This window comes from Streptomyces scopuliridis, from assembly GCF_042790125.1.
Lineage (GTDB): Bacteria > Actinomycetota > Actinomycetes > Streptomycetales > Streptomycetaceae > Streptomyces > Streptomyces scopuliridis_A.
In genome coordinates, this window is sequence record NZ_JBHTZS010000004.1 from 154166 (window position 1) to 168986 (window position 14821).

At 70.6% G+C, this 14821-nt stretch carries 13 protein-coding genes; 4 read left to right on the top strand and 9 right to left on the bottom strand.

What is annotated here, in order from left to right; translation table 11 throughout:
* Positions 1–126 precede the first annotated feature (126 nt).
* Together ACFRKB_RS07435 and ACFRKB_RS07440 are read left to right on the top strand one after the other, a co-directional pair.
* Positions 127–1074: an ABC transporter ATP-binding protein gene (locus tag ACFRKB_RS07435; protein WP_383104107.1), complete on the top strand. Its 948-nt coding sequence runs from the start codon at positions 127–129 to the stop codon at positions 1072–1074.
* A gap of 97 nt (positions 1075–1171) precedes the next feature.
* Complete coding sequence (locus ACFRKB_RS07440; protein ID WP_383104486.1) at positions 1172–2032, top strand: ABC transporter permease; 861 nt, start codon at positions 1172–1174, stop codon at positions 2030–2032.
* 124 nt (positions 2033–2156) lie between these two features.
* On the opposite strand, the gene ACFRKB_RS07445 is transcribed toward ACFRKB_RS07440, so the two are convergent.
* Entirely contained in the window at positions 2157–3527 is a 1371-nt protein-coding gene (locus ACFRKB_RS07445) for a M28 family metallopeptidase (RefSeq protein WP_383104108.1), read from the bottom strand.
* 284 nt (positions 3528–3811) lie between these two features.
* Between ACFRKB_RS07445 and ACFRKB_RS07450 the strand changes: the two genes are divergently transcribed.
* Entirely contained in the window at positions 3812–4540 is a 729-nt protein-coding gene (locus ACFRKB_RS07450) for an SDR family oxidoreductase (RefSeq protein WP_383104110.1), read from the top strand.
* Between the two features lie 66 nt (positions 4541–4606).
* Here ACFRKB_RS07450 and ACFRKB_RS07455 read toward each other — a convergent pair whose 3' ends face one another.
* From ACFRKB_RS07455 to ACFRKB_RS07465, 3 genes are all read right to left on the bottom strand, one after another.
* On the bottom strand, positions 4607–5071 hold the full coding sequence (locus tag ACFRKB_RS07455) for a VOC family protein (protein ID WP_383104111.1): 465 nt from the start codon (positions 5069–5071) through the stop codon (positions 4607–4609).
* Between the two features lie 57 nt (positions 5072–5128).
* Complete coding sequence (rarD, locus tag ACFRKB_RS07460; protein ID WP_383104488.1) at positions 5129–6079, bottom strand: EamA family transporter RarD; 951 nt, start codon at positions 6077–6079, stop codon at positions 5129–5131.
* Between the two features lie 198 nt (positions 6080–6277).
* Positions 6278–7138 (bottom strand): SDR family oxidoreductase, encoded by an 861-nt coding sequence (locus tag ACFRKB_RS07465; RefSeq protein WP_383104113.1) that lies wholly within the window; start codon positions 7136–7138, stop codon positions 6278–6280.
* Positions 7139–7245: 107 nt separating this feature from the next.
* Between ACFRKB_RS07465 and ACFRKB_RS07470 the strand changes: the two genes are divergently transcribed.
* Positions 7246–7680, top strand: coding sequence for a winged helix-turn-helix transcriptional regulator (locus ACFRKB_RS07470; RefSeq protein ID WP_383104115.1), 435 nt, complete (start codon positions 7246–7248; stop codon positions 7678–7680).
* Positions 7681–7720: 40 nt separating this feature from the next.
* On the opposite strand, the gene ACFRKB_RS07475 is transcribed toward ACFRKB_RS07470, so the two are convergent.
* The 5 genes from ACFRKB_RS07475 to ACFRKB_RS07495 form a co-directional block, all read right to left on the bottom strand.
* The gene (locus ACFRKB_RS07475; RefSeq protein WP_365972416.1) at positions 7721–8779 is read right to left on the bottom strand and encodes a 2-oxoacid:ferredoxin oxidoreductase subunit beta; all 1059 of its coding nucleotides are present in this window, start codon (positions 8777–8779) and stop codon (positions 7721–7723) included.
* A complete protein-coding gene (locus tag ACFRKB_RS07480) occupies positions 8772–10742 on the bottom strand; it encodes a 2-oxoacid:acceptor oxidoreductase subunit alpha (protein WP_383104117.1) in 1971 nt (656 codons plus the stop codon). Before ACFRKB_RS07480 ends, ACFRKB_RS07475 begins: the two co-directional genes overlap by 8 nt.
* 274 nt (positions 10743–11016) lie before the next feature.
* Positions 11017–11676 carry a response regulator gene (locus tag ACFRKB_RS07485; protein WP_383104490.1) on the bottom strand — a complete coding sequence of 220 codons (660 nt, stop codon included), beginning with the start codon at positions 11674–11676 and terminating at the stop codon, positions 11017–11019.
* Positions 11677–11892: 216 nt separating this feature from the next.
* Positions 11893–13206, bottom strand: a complete 1314-nt coding sequence (locus tag ACFRKB_RS07490) for a sensor histidine kinase (protein ID WP_383104118.1) — start codon at positions 13204–13206, stop codon at positions 11893–11895.
* Between the two features lie 245 nt (positions 13207–13451).
* Positions 13452–14630 carry a sensor histidine kinase gene (locus tag ACFRKB_RS07495; RefSeq protein ID WP_383104120.1) on the bottom strand — a complete coding sequence of 393 codons (1179 nt, stop codon included), beginning with the start codon at positions 14628–14630 and terminating at the stop codon, positions 13452–13454.
* Between the last annotated feature and the right edge of the window lie 191 nt (positions 14631–14821).

The following is a 14821-nucleotide window of genomic DNA, read 5'->3' on the forward strand; positions in this document are numbered from 1 at the left end:
CCGGTCCGTTCTCGTACTGCCGATGTGCGACCGCTGACGGGAAGACGAGAGCGGGGGAGCGGGATGACAGCCGTGCGCGATGTGCGTGACGTGCGTGATGTTCGTGATGCGCCGGATGAGAGCGACGTGCGCGATGTGATCGAGACGCGTGGACTCACCAAGCGGTACCGCGGCGGGCAGCTCGCCGTGGACCGGCTCGACCTCTCCGTCCCCGCCGGCAGCGTCTTCGGCTTCCTCGGACCCAACGGGTCGGGCAAGACGACCACGATCCGGATGCTGATGGGGCTGATCGAGCCGACCGCGGGCTCCGCCTCGCTCCTCGGCCGGCCCATGCCCCGCGCGGCCCGAGCCGTGCTTCCCCAGGTCGGCGCCCTGATCGAGGGACCGGCGCTGTACGGGTACCTGTCGGGCCGGGAGAACCTCGTACGGTACGACTCCGCCGACCCGACGGCCGATCCCCGTACCCGCCGCGCCCGGGTGACCGAGGCCCTGGACCGGGTCGGGCTGACCGCCGCGGCGGGCAAGAAGGCCAAGGCGTACTCCCTTGGGATGAAGCAGCGGCTCGGGCTCGCGTCCGCGCTGCTGCGACCGCGCAGGCTGCTGGTGCTCGACGAGCCCACGAACGGTCTGGACCCGCAGGGCATGCGGGAGATCAGGACCCTGATACGGGAGCTGGCGGCGGACGGCACGACCGTCTTCCTCTCCTCGCACCTCCTCGACGAGATCGAGCAGGTGTGCACGCACGCCGCCGTGATGGCCCAGGGACGCCTGATCACGCAGGGTCCGGTCGCCGAGCTGGCGGCCGGGACCCGGGGCCGGCTGGCCGTCACCACACCCGACCCGGGCGAGGCGGCCCGGGTGCTGAAGGAGCTGGGGGTCACCGACGTGGTCGTGGCGGAGGACCGGGTGAGCGGGGAACTGCCCACGGGCGGGGCGGAGCCGGTGGACCCCGCCGACCTCAACGCGGCGCTCGTACGGGCGGGGGTGCGTGTCCGGGCGTTCGGCCAGGAGCGCGCGTCGCTGGAGGACGCCTTTGTCGCGCTGACGGGGGAGGGCTTCGATGTCGCGGGCTGAGGCGGGGGCCGAGGCGGAGGCCGAGGCGGAGGCGACGGCGGCGGGACCCGTGGGGGCTGTGGGCGCTGTGGGGTCTGTCGGGTCCGTCGGGTCCCTCATGCCGGACCGGGAGCGAAGGCTGTGGTGGACGCTCGGGCTGCTGCGCTCCGAGGTGACCACCACCTTCCGGCGCTGGCGGACGCTCGCGCTGCTCGGTGTGCTCGCCGCCGTACCCGTCCTCATCGGGATCGCCGTCAAGATCGAGACGGGCGACGGCGGGGGAACGGGCGGGGGCGGCGGGGCGCACGGACCCGCGTTCGTGACGCAGATCACCAACAACGGACTGTTCCTGGTCTTCGCCGCGCTCGCCGCCACGCTGCCCGTCTTCCTGCCCATGGCGGTCGGGGTCATCGCGGGCGACGCGATCGCGGGCGAGGCCAACGGCGGGACGCTGCGCTATCTGCTGGTGGCCCCGGCCGGGCGTACGCGGCTGCTGCTCGCCAAGTACGCGTCCACGCTGGCCTTCTGCCTGGTCGCGACGCTCGTCGTGGCGGTCTCGGCGCTCGCCGTCGGCGCGCTGCTCTTCCCGCTCGGTGAGGTCACCACGATCTCGGGCACCCGCGTCTCCTTCGGTGACGGGCTGCTGCGGGCCCTGCTGATCGCGGTGGTCGTCGCCGCCTCGCTCGTGGGGCTGGCGGCGGTCGGGCTGTTCATCTCCACCCTGACCAACAGCGGGATCGCGGCGATGGCGGCGACCGTCGGGCTGCTGATCACGGTGCAGATCCTGGACACGATCCCGCAGTTGCAGGCGATACAGCCGTATCTCTTCTCGCACTACTGGCTGTCCTTCGCGGATCTGCTGCGGGAGCCGTTCTACTGGGACGACATCGGCAGGAACCTGGGGCTCCAGGCGCTGTACGCGGCGGTGTTCGGCTCGGCGGCCTGGGCGCGTTTCACGGCGAAGGACATCAACGCCTGAGCCGCGACAGACCGCTTGCGTCCTGCGTCTCTTTGACACGTACGTGCGGCTGCCCGCGTGCGCACCGTTTGCAGCACGCGGGCAGTCGCGGTCATGGGAGGTGCCTCGGGCGGTCCCGGGTGGTTCAGAAGGTGAGGCGCCAGCTGTCGATATAGCCGGTGTCCTGGGCCGCCACGTCCTGGACCCGGAGTTTCCAGACGCCGTTCGCGGTCTCGCTCGACGCGTTCACCGTGTACGTGGCGATCACGTTGTCCGCCGAGTCACTGCCGCTGGAACTCTTCAGCGGGTAGACCGCCCCGCTCGGGCCGATCAGGTCGATGACCACGTCCCCCCGCCAGGTGTGCTTGATGTCCACGCCCACCTTGAGCGCGGCGGGGGCGTTGCCCGTACGGCCGGAGACGGTCAGCGCCGAGGTGATGGCGGGTCCGTTGTCCGGGATGGTGACATCGTCGACGGCCTCGAAGACCTCGCCCGACGGGCCGGAGGAGTTCGCGGACAGCGTCCACACCGCGTGGGCGACGGCATCGCTGTTGCGGTCGAGCGCCGTGTCGTTGATGTTCGCCGTGGTGTCGCAGGAGGAGTGGTAGCAGCGGTCGAAGGCCTGCCCCGAGGTGCCGCCCCACTTCTGCGCCTGGGCGGCGGACTTGATGTAGTCGGCGCCGCTGAAGAGCCCGCCGACGGGGATGCCCACGTTCTTGAACGGGGCGTGGTCCGAGCGGCCGTCGCCCTCGGTCTCGATCTCCGTCGCGACGCCGAGACCCGCGTAGTAGTCCTTGAAGGTCTGCTCGATCGTCGGGTCGTCGTCGTAGACGAAGTAACCGGCGTTCGGGCTGCCGATCATGTCGAAGTTCAGATAGCCGCTGATCTTCGCGCGCTCGGCGGCCGGCAGATTGTTCACGTAGTACCGCGAACCGACCAGACCCAGCTCCTCCGCGCCCCACCAGGCGAACCGCAGATGCTTCGCCGGCTGGAGCTGCGCCCGGGAGACGGCGAGCGCGGTCTCCAGGACGGCGGCGGAGCCCGATCCGTTGTCGTTGATCCCGGCGCCCGAGGTGACCGAGTCGAGATGCGAACCGGACATCACGACCTGGTTCGGGTCGCCGCCCGGCCAGTCGGCTATCAGGTTGTAGCCGGTGGCTCCGCTGGAGGTGAACTGCTGTACGGAGGTGGTGAATCCGGCCGCGTCCAGCTTGCCCTTGACGTAGTTGAGGGAGGCCAGATAACCGGCGCGGCCATGGGCGCGGTTGCCGCCGTTGGCGGCGGCGATGGACGAGAACTGGGTGAGATGTGCCTTGACATTGGCGAGCGGTATGTCGGGGGCCGCGAGCGCGGCGGACGCGGACTGCGCCGGTCTGGTGGAGACCGGAGGCGCGGCCGGTGCCGCTGACATGGCGGGCGCGGCGGCGGCGAGCAGCCCGGCGACCGCGAGTCCGGCGACCGTGGCCGTGGCGCCGCGGGTGGGTATTCGGTGCGCTCCGGGAACGGAGAGTCTCATGTGGGGGCTCCGGATTCCGTACGGGGACAGGACGGAACGTGCGAGACGCCCCACGGCGACGGTGGAGTGGGGCGTTGGAGCTGTGCTGGTGCGGAAGCTGTTGGTGCGTGCTGTGCGCGGTGCGTGCTGAATGTTCGGGGAGAGCTTGACTCGCCGTCAAGAGCGGAAACCGGTCAGTGCTGTTCGCTGACCGGACATCCCCGGTTTCCCGTGATGGCGGTATTGACCGGGTTCTTTTGCTGCATATGCCATATTGCGGACATACTCCCGACGAAAGGCATGGCATGAAGTTCGCAGTCATCGGCGGTACCGGGCTGATCGGGTCGCAGGTCGTCAAGAATCTGAACGCCGCCGGGCACGAGGCGGTCCCCCACTCGAAGTCCACCGGAGCCGATGTCATCAGCGGCCAGGGACTGGACGAGGCGGTGGCGGGAGCGGACGTCGTCGTCAACCTGACGAACTCCCCGACCTTCGACGAAGCCTCCCCGGCCTTCTTCCAGACCTCGATGGACAACCTGCTGGCCGCGGCCCGGAAGGGCGGCGCCGGCCACTTCGTCATCCTCTCGATCGTCGGCGCGGAACAGGTGCCGGAGCTGGACTACTACCGGGCCAAGGTGCTCCAGGAGAACATCCTCGCGGCCGGGGCGATCCCCTACTCGATCGTCCGGGCGACGCAGTTCATGGAGTTCATGGACGCCACCATGTCCTGGACCTCCGACGGCGACACCGTCCGGCTGCCCGCCACGCCGATCCAGCCGATCGCCGCCAAGGACGTGGCGAACGCGGTGGCGGAGGTCGCCGCCGGTGCCCCGCTGAACGGCATCCGCAACATCGCCGGCCCCGAGATCTTCGGCCTGGACGAGCTGGGCCGGATCACCCTGTCCCGCACGGGCGACCACCGTACGGTCGTCACGGACCCCACCGCCGGCATGTTCGCCGCCGTCAAGGGCGACGTCCTCACCGACAAGAACGCCCGGCTCGCCCCCACCCACTACGCCGACTGGCTCTCCTGACCCACGGTGCGGTCACTGGGTCCTGTCCGGCCCGGCCGGACAGGACCCAGGCGGGTAAGACCTCGTCTAGGCCACGCAGAACTCGTTCAGTTCGGGATCCGCCATCAGGACCCACTGTCCGCCGGGCTCGTTCACCCGGCGGATCACCGTCGCGCCCAGCCCCTCCAGACGGCCGACCTCGGCCTCCCGCCGCTCGGGGCCGGGGTGCAGGTCGAGATGGATCCGGTTCTTGCCGGTCTTGGCCTCCGGGACGCGCTGGAACAGGATCCGGCGGCCCAGTCCCGTACCGCTCTCCTCCTGGTACGGCTCGTCCGGATGGCGGACGGCGGCCAGATTCCGCCAGGCCGGGCGGCCATGCGCTGCCACGACATCCGCGTCCGTCACATGGCCGAGGCTCAGCAGCTTCCCGATGAGGACGCTGTTGTCCTCGACGAGATAGCCCAGGGCCGCGGCCCAGAAGCCGGCTTGGGCGTGCGGATCGGCCGCGTCGATGACGACTTTCCAGTGCAGGGGCTTCGCGGGAAGACTCATGTGACCGTTATATTGCACGCCCCCGAGGCGCCGGTCCGGTGGCCCTGGGCGCGGTCGTCACTGTGACGGGTCCACGGCGGCGGCGCGCGCCTGTGGTGAGGCCGGGGTCGTACCTGTCGCCGCCGCCTCCGCCTCCGCCCCCGCCTTCGCCTCCGCCGTCAGGCGCAGCGCCTCCGACCGCGTGCGGCGCGCGTTCCGCAGCGCGTCCCACGTCAGGATCGCGAGGGCCAGCCAGACCAGCGAGAAGCCCGCCCACCGCTCCGGCGGCATCGCCTCGTGGAAGTACGTGATCCCCAGCACGAACTGGAAGACCGGGGCCAGATACTGGAGCAGGCCCAGCGTCGACAGCGGCACCCGGATCGCCGCCGCGCCGAAGCAGATCAGCGGCAGCGCGGTGACCACGCCCGTCGCGGCGAGCAGGGCCATCTGGCCCGTACCTTCCGAGCCGAAGGTGGCCGAGCCGGACGCGCCCAGCCACACCAGATAGCCGAGCGCGGGCAGGAACAGGACCGCGGTCTCGGCGGCCAGAGACTCCAGCCCGCCGATGTTGATCTTCTTCTTGACCAGGCCGTAGGTCGCGAACGAGAAGGCCAGTACGAGCGAGATCCAGGGCGGCTGCCCGTATCCGATGGCGAGCACGAGCACGGCGGCCAGGGCGATGAAGACCGCCGTCCACTGGGCGGGCCGCAGCCGCTCCTTGAGCAGCAGCACACCCATGGCGATCGTCACCAGCGGATTGATGAAGTAGCCGAGCGACGCCTCGACGACATGGCCGGTGTTGACCGCCCAGATGTAGAAACCCCAGTTGAGGGAGATCGTGAGGGCGGCCACCGCGATGAGCCCCAGCTTGCGGGGCTCCCGTATCAGCTCCGGTATCCAGCTCCAACGGCGCAGCAGCAGCAGCCCGATGGCGACGAACGCCAGCGACCAGACCATCCGGTGGGCCAGGATCTCCATCGCCCCGGCCGGTTCGAGCAGGGGCCAGTAGAGCGGGACCAGCCCCCACATCCCGTAGGCACCGATCCCGTACAGCAGCCCTGCCCGCTGGTCCAGCAGTCCCGCCCGCTGGTCGCCGTCCGCCTTCACTGGCCCTCCCGCCGCGCACGCGCGCCGTCCCGGCACGGCGCCCCCATGAAGGTAGCGCCGCGCGGGCCGCGATGTCATGTCCGTATCGTCATACGGTCATGACGCGTAGGGGGATGCGTGTCAGCCCTTGAGCGCCTCGGCGATCGTGTCGGCGAGCGGGGTGGTGGGGCGCCCGGCCAGCCGGGCCAGATCGCCCGGCGTACCGGCCAGCAGCCCGCGCTCGATCGCGTGGTCCACGTCCACCAGGATCGCGGCCATCGGCTCGGGCACCCCCGCGCCGGTGAGGATCCCGAGAAGCGTCTCGGCCGGCACGTTGTTGTACGCGATGGTCCTGCCCGTCTGCCGCGACAGCTCCGCCGCGTACTCGGCCAGCGACCACGCCGTGTCGCCGCTCAGCTCGTACACCGTGTTCAGATGCCCCTCACCGGTCAGTACGGCCGCCGCCGCGGCGGCGTAGTCCGCGCGGGTGGCGGAGGCGACCCGGCCCGCGCCCGCGGCGGCGACGACGGCGTCGTGCTCCAGTACGGGGGCGAGATTGCCGGTGTAGTTCTCGGTGTACCAGCCGTTGCGCAGGAACGTGTACGGCAGTCCGGAGTCGAGGATCAGCTGCTCGGTCGACTTGTGCTCGGCGGCCAGCTCGAAGTCGGCGTCGGGCCCGCCCAGTACGCCGGTGTACGCGAGCTGGGCCACGCCGGCCGCCCGCGCGGCGTCGATGACGGCGCTGTGCTGTGCCACCCGCCGGCCGACCTCGCTGCCGGAGATCAGCAGTACGCGGTCCCCGGCCCGGAACGCGTCCGTCAGCGTCTCGGGGCGGCTGTAGTCGGCGACCCGCGGCTCGACACCGCGCGCCACCAGCCCGGCGGCCTTCTCCGCGTTCCGTACGACGACGGCGATCCCGTCGGCCGGGACGCCGTCGGCGAGCAGGGACTCGACGACCAGCCGGCCGAGGTGTCCGGTGGCTCCGGTGACAACGATGCTCATGGGGGGCTCCAGTTCAGGTGGATATGCGCGGATCGGTGCTCTCTGGTACTCACCCTATGGGGTGCACTAACTAAGCGAAAGTACTCACCTTGAAGTAAGGTACTGGCATGGCCGTAAGCAAGAAGCGGGAAAAGCCGGAAGAGCCGAGGAAGACGGAGAGGCCGGACGTCAACCAGCCCAGGTGCCCCTCCCGGCTGGTCCTTGAGCACGTCACCAGCCGCTGGGGCGTGCTGGTTCTCGCCGCCCTGCTGGAGCGCTCCTACCGCTTCAGCGAACTGCGGCGCGAGGTCGGCGGGGTCAGCGAGAAGATGCTCGCCCAGACACTCCAGACCCTGGAACGTGACGGCTTCGTCCACCGCGACGCCAAGCCCGTGATCCCGCCGCGGGTGGACTACAGCCTGACCGAGCTGGGGCGGGAGGCCGCCGAGCAGGTGTGGGGGCTGGCGCGCTGGGCGGAACGGCGGCTGGACGAGGTGTTCACGGCCCGCCAGGCATACGACGAGGCCCGTGCCTTCGCACACGACGGGGCCCGGACCTCATAAGAGATCCGGGCCCCGGAGACGAACCAGAACGGTCCGGAACTCAGCCGACGACGGTCCAGGTGTCCCCGCCGGCCAGCATCGCGGCCAGATCGCCCTTGCCCTGCCGCTCGACGGCCGCGTCCAGCTGGTCGGACATCAGCGTGTCGTAGACGGGCCGCTCGACGCTGCGCAGCACCCCGATGGGGGTGTGGTGCAGCGTGTCCGGGTCCGCGAGCCGCGACAGTGCGAACGCGGTGGTGGGGCTGGTCGCGTGCGCGTCGTGGACGAGGATCCGCGACTCGTTCTCGGGCGTGACGGCCACGACCTCCAGGTCGCCGGTGGCCGGGTCGCGGACCACGCCCTTCCCGCCCTCCACACCGAAGCGGATCGGCTGCCCGTGCTCCAGCCGGATCACGGCTTCCTCGGCCTTCTCCTTGTCCTTGAGGACCTCGAAGGCGCCGTCGTTGAAGATATTGCAGTTCTGGTAGATCTCCACCAGCGCGGTGCCGGGGTGGTCGGCGGCCTGGCGCAGCACTTCGGTGAGGTGCTTGCGGTCGGAGTCGACCGTACGGGCCACGAACGACGCCTCCGCGCCGATCGCCAGCGACACCGGGTTGAAGGGCGCGTCCAGCGAACCCATCGGGGTCGACTTGGTGATCTTCCCGAGCTCGGAGGTGGGGGAGTACTGGCCCTTGGTCAGCCCGTAGATCCGGTTGTTGAACAGCAGGATCTTGAGGTTGACGTTCCGCCGCAGCGCGTGGATCAGATGGTTGCCGCCGATGGAGAGCGCGTCGCCGTCGCCGGTGACCACCCAGACCGACAGATCGCGGCGTGAGGTCGCCAGCCCGGTGGCGATGGCGGGGGCGCGGCCGTGGATGGAGTGCATCCCGTACGTGTTCATGTAGTACGGGAAGCGCGAGGAGCAGCCGATGCCGGAGACGAAGACGATGTTCTCCTTGGCGAGGCCCAGCTCGGGCATGAAGCCCTGGACCGCGGCCAGCACCGCGTAGTCACCGCAGCCGGGGCACCAGCGGACCTCCTGGTCCGACTTGAAGTCCTTCATGGACTGCTTGGCCTCGGCCTTGGGCACCAGCGTCAGCAACTCGTTCGCATCAGACATCGATGGCCTCCTTGAGGGCCGTGGCCAGCTGCTCGGCCTTGAACGGCATGCCGTTGACCTGGTTGTACGAGTGGGCGTCGACGAGATACCTCGCCCGCAGCAGCGTGGCGAGCTGGCCGAGGTTCATCTCCGGCACGACGACCTTGTCATAGCGGCCAAGGATCTCCCCGAGGTTGCGCGGGAAGGGGTTGATATGACGCAGATGCGCCTGGGCGATGGGCGTACCGGCCTTGCGCAGCCGGCGGACCGCGGCGGTGATCGGCCCGTACGTGGAGCCCCAGCCCAGGACCAGCGTGCGGGCGCCGTCCGGGTCGTCGACGGTCAGATCGGGGACCTGGATTCCGTCGATCTTGGCCTGGCGGGTGCGCACCATGAAGTCGTGGTTGGCCGGGTCGTACGAGATATTGCCCGTGCCGTCCTGCTTCTCGATGCCGCCGATACGGTGCTCCAGACCCGGTGTGCCGGGCACCGCCCACGGGCGGGCCAGGGTCTGCGGGTCGCGCTTGTACGGCCAGAACACCTCGGTGCCGTCGGCCAGTTCGTGGTTCGGTCCGGTCGCGAACCGCACCCGCAGATCGGGCAGTTCGTCCGTCTCCGGGATCCGCCAGGGCTCGGAGCCATTGGCGAGATAGCCGTCGGAGAGCAGGAAGACCGGGGTGCGGTAGGTCAGCGCGATCCGCGCGGCCTCCAGGGCGGCGTCGAAGCAGTCCGCCGGGGTCCGCGGCGCGACCACCGGCACGGGGGCCTCGCCGTTGCGCCCGTACATCGCCTGGAGCAGATCGGCCTGCTCGGTCTTGGTCGGCAGTCCGGTGGAGGGACCGCCGCGCTGGATGGCGACGACCAGCAGCGGCAGCTCCAGCGAGACCGCCAGGCCGATGGTCTCCGACTTGAGCGCCACACCCGGGCCCGAGGTGGTGGTGACGGCGAGGGACCCGCCGAAGGCCGCGCCCAGCGCCGCGCCGATGGCCGCGATCTCGTCCTCGGCCTGGAAGGTCCGTACGCCGAAGTTCTTGTGCCGGGACAGCTCGTGCAGGATGTCCGAGGCCGGGGTGATCGGGTACGAGCCGAGGTAGAGCGGCAGGTCCGCCTGGTGGCCCGCGGCGATCAGACCGTACGACAGCGCCAGGTTCCCGGAGATATTGCGGTACGTGCCGGCCGGGAACGCGGTACCGGCCGGGGCGACCTCGTAGGAGACCGCGAAGTCCTCGGTGGTCTCCCCGAAGTTCCAGCCGGCCCGGAACGCGGCGACATTGGCCTCCGCGATCTGCGGCTTCTTGGCGAACTTGGCCCGCAGGAACTTCTCGGTGCCCTCCGTCGGCCGGTGGTACATCCAGGAGAGCAGCCCGAGCGCGAACATGTTCTTGGAGCGCTCGGCCTCCTTGCGGGAGAGACCGAACTCCTTGAGCGCCTCGATCGTCAGCGTCGTCAGCGGCACCGGGTGCACCTGGTAGCCGTCGAGCGAACCGTCCTCCAGCGGCGAGGTCAGATAACCGACCTTGGCCATCGGGCGCTTGGTGAACTCATCGGTGTTCACGATGATTTCCGCGCCACGCGGCACATCGCCGATGTTCGCCTTCAGCGCGGCCGGGTTCATGGCCACGAGGACATTGGGTGCGTCGCCGGGGGTGAGGATGTCGTGGTCGGCGAAGTGCAGCTGGAACGAGGACACGCCCGGCAGCGTTCCGGCGGGAGCCCGGATCTCGGCGGGGAAGTTCGGCAGCGTCGACAGGTCGTTCCCGAACGACGCCGTCTCCGAGGTGAACCGGTCACCCGTCAGCTGCATCCCGTCACCCGAGTCACCCGCGAAACGGATGATGACCCGGTCCAGACGACGGACTTCCTTCTCGCCCGCGCCCTCCTGTCCGGACGCGGGCGCGCGCTGGTCACCGACGGTGCGAGCGCTCTCACTCGCGTCGTCGGCCCCATCGGCCTGCTCGGCTGGGCTACTGACCTGGCTGGTCACTGAACTGGACCTCCCTCGGGCGGCTGCTCGGGACCGGCCGGCCGCCCGGCAGTCCCGATGGCCACCCTACGTCGGTAAGGGTCGCCTTCCCTTGACCGGTCGAATGGTGGACGCCGGTTTGAGACGCCCTCGTGTGGCGTTTTGTCATGCTTTGCCCACCCCCGTCGGGATCCGTGAAGGCCGTTGTGCTCTCGTCCTTTGGTTCTAGGGCTTTCGTCCCACCCCGCACCCCGCCCGTGCGGCTGACGGGGCGACAGCGAGGGTGTACCCCTGGTCAGGACCTTAGATAGGTCAGCACGGCCAGCACCCGGCGGTGATCCCCATCACTAGGGGAAAGCCCAAGCTTCAGAAAGATATTGCTGACGTGCTTCTCGACCGCGCCGTCGCTCACGACCAGCTGCCTGGCGACCGCCGAGTTCGTCCGCCCCTCGGCCATCAGCCCCAGGACCTCACGCTCGCGGGGCGTCAGCCCCGCCAGCACGTCCTGCTTACGGCTCCGGCCCAGCAGCTGGGCGACCACCTCGGGGTCCAGCGCGGTCCCGCCCCTGGCCACCCGTACGACGGCGTCCACGAACTCCCTGACCTCGGCCACCCGGTCCTTGAGCAGATATCCCACGCCCCGGCTGCTGCCGGCCAGCAGCTCGGTGGCGTACTGCTCCTCGACGTACTGCGAGAGCACCAGCACCCCGATCCCCGGGTGGTCCCGGCGCAGCCGCACGGCCGCCCGTACCCCCTCGTCGGTGTGGGTCGGCGGCATCCGTACGTCCGCGACCACCACATCCGGCAGCGCGCCCTGGTCCGCCAGATCGCCCACGGTCTTGAGGAGCGCTTCCCCGTCACCGACACCGGCGACGACATCGTGCCCGCGGTCGGTCAGCAGCCGGGTCAGGCCCTCCCGGAGCAGCACTGAGTCCTCGGCGATGACGACCCGCACTCTGTCCTCCACGATGCTGTAGCCCCCATAGGTGAGATCCGCCGTCTGTGCCCTCCAGCATCCCAGTATCCGGATCGCCCCGCGCCCACCTGCCGGGAAATGGCCCGCCGCCCGGCGAAAGCCTCCCGGGTGCGGGCACCCGGGAGGCTTCACCACGACGTCGTCACTCACGTCGTCAGTCCACGACGTCATTCGCAGGACGTCGTTCCCTGGGCGTCAGCCCCGCCAGGGCAGCTCCGCCGTCACCGTCGTCGGACCGCCGGCCGGGGAGTCGACGACCAGGATCCCGTCCACCGCGTCCAGCCGCTCCGTCAGCCCGGCCAGCCCGCTGCCCGCCGTCGCGTCCGCCCCGCCCTCGCCGTCATCCGTGACCTGAAGCATCAGCCGGTCCGGCGTCCGCCACACCTCCACCGCCGCCCGGCTCGCCCGAGCGTGCTTGCTGACGTTCTGGAGCAGTTCGGAGACCGTGAAGTAGGCGATCCCCTCGATCGCGGCGGCCGGCCGGTACGGGAGATCGACCTCCACCTTCACCGGGACCGTGCAGCGGGAGGCGATGGCGGAGAGCGCCGCGTCCAGCCCGCGGTCGGTGAGGACGGCCGGGTGGATGCCGCGCGCCAGATCGCGCAGCTCCTGGAGCGCCGTCTTCACCTCGCCGTGCGCCTCGCCGACCATGCGCGCCGCCGCTTCCGGGTCCTCCGCCAGCTTCTCCTTCGCCAGCCCCAGATCCATGGCCAGGGCCACCAGCCGGGCCTGCGCTCCGTCGTGCAGATCGCGTTCGATCCGGCGCAGATCGGCGGCGGCGGTGTCGACCACCACCCCCCGGTCCGACTCCAGCTCCGAGACCCGCGTGGCCAGCCGGGACGGGCCCAGCAGCCCCCTCACCAGCAGCCGGTCCACGGTCGCCAGGCCGCGTATCAGCCAGGGGGAGAAGAGCACCAGCACCAGCCCCACCACGGCGGTGGCGGCGATCTCGAACGGGGTGTCCAGGAAGAAGCCGTCCCCCGTGCCGTCGCTGTAGATCGCGATACCCGACTGGTCGAGATGGCTGGGGAACACCCCGTGCCACAGCGGGTACGAGAACAGCGCCCAGCCCACGGCCGAGAACGACAGGGACACCACGAACGCGAACAGCGCCCACGGGAAGTGCACGATCGCGTAGAGCAGATGGCGCCAGGACACCCCGCTCTTCAGCACCGCGCCGACCCAGGACAGCAGCCCCTTCTTCGCGCCGCGGGCCGGCGCCGGATCCGGCACATCGAGCCCGAGCAGCCCCCGCGCCCGCGCCCGCTCCAGCATCCCGAAGCCGCGGCAGCCGGCCAGCCCCACCGCGAGTACGGGCACTCCGAGGAAGGTGACCAGCAGCCCTGCCCCGAGCGCGATGGTCGCCATCGCGTAGCCGAACAGCACGGCGCTGATCGGCAGGCTGAGCAGCAGATAGCCGAACTCCCGCCAGGTGCGCCCCTCGAACGGGGCGCGCAGGGCCGACGGAAGGAAGTGGGGCCGCGGCTGCGATCCGTAGTCCAGGGCCATGGGTGGGGTCCGTTCTGGGAGCGGGCTGGGGGAGAGCGGGGCGCGTGCTTCCATGTCGTCCATGCTTCCGGGGCCGGAGGGCCCGCACCATGAGGCCGGTCTCCGTCTTCACCCTGGGGTTTTCCCCACCCCCCGAGGTGTGGCCGCGCCTGCCCGGCGGGTGGCCGCGCCCGCCCGGCGGTGGTCGTGCCTGCCCGGCGGGTGGCCGCCCCGCCCGGCGCTGGTCGTGCGCGCGGGGACGCCGGTCAGCCCTTCTTGCGCCGCCGCCACGGCAGCTCCGCCGTGACGATCGTCGGCCCGCCGGCCGGGGATTCGAGGACGAACAGACCGTCGACCGCGCCGAGCCGCTCGGACAGCCCGGCCATGCCCGTACCGCCGTCCAGCCGCGCGCCCCCGCGCCCGTCGTCCTGCACCTGGATCAGCAACCGCTCGTCCCGCCGCCACACATCCACCGACGCCATGCGTGCCGCGCTGTGCTTGCTGACGTTCTGGAGCAGCTCGGAGACCGTGAAGTACGCGATGCCCTCGATCGCCTCGGCGGGCCGCTCGTCCAGATCCACGGTCACCTTCACCGGGACCGTGCAGCGGGAGGCGATGGCGGAGAGCGCCGCGTCCAGCCCGCGGTCGGTGAGGACGGCCGGGTGGATGCCGCGCGCCAGATCGCGCAGCTCCTGGAGCGCCAGCTTCACCTCGCCGTGCGCCTCGTCCACCATGCTCGCCGCCGTCTCCGGGTCCTCCAGCAGCTTCTCCTTGGCGAGGCCGAGCCCCATGGCCAGGGCCACCAGCCGGGCCTGCGCGCCATCGTGCAGATCGCGTTCGATCCGGCGCAGATCGGCGGCGGCGGTGTCGACCACCACCCCCCGGTCCGACTCCAGCTCCGCGATCCGCCGCTCCAGCTCGTCGGAGGGCGAGAGCAGCCCCCGCACCATCGCCCGGTCGACATTGGTGAGCCCGCGCGCCACATAGGGGAGCACCGGCCAGAGCACGAAGAGACCGGTCAGGGTGACGGCGAACGTCAGCACACCCCAGGGCAGCCGGATGAACTCGTACAGCACCGTCCGCCACGCCACCGGGTCCTTCAGCCCGGCCCATATCCGGCCGAGCAGCCCGTCGGGGCGCCGCCCCGGGCCGTGCAGCGGGCTCGGCTCGTCGATCCGTACCCCGAGCAGCGCGCGCGCCCGCGCCCGCTCCGCCCGGCCGAGCAGCCGCGCCCCCGCGAGACCGCAGACCAGCCACGGCAGCCCGATCACCGTCACCGAGAGCCCCGCACCCGTGGAGACCGTCACCACCACATAGACGAAGCCGACCAGGGAGGCCGGAAGGTTCACCAGGAGATGCGCGATCTCCTTCCAGGTGTGCCGGCCGAACGCGAAGCGCGCGGGTGGCGGACGGTCATCGTCGGGGAGGCTGCTGCTCACGGTCATAAGGACCAAGCCTGCACGCAGCGGATGGCGGGCGCCATGGGGTAGCTGGGCCGGGCGACGTAGGGATAACCCCACTATGCGGGACGCGGCTGCTTACCAATCTTTTAACAGGGCCTAGACTCCCGTCCGTACAGATCGTCGAAGACGTCGTCGGAGAAACCGCTACGAGGTCAGGGAGCGAGGGGGCGGAC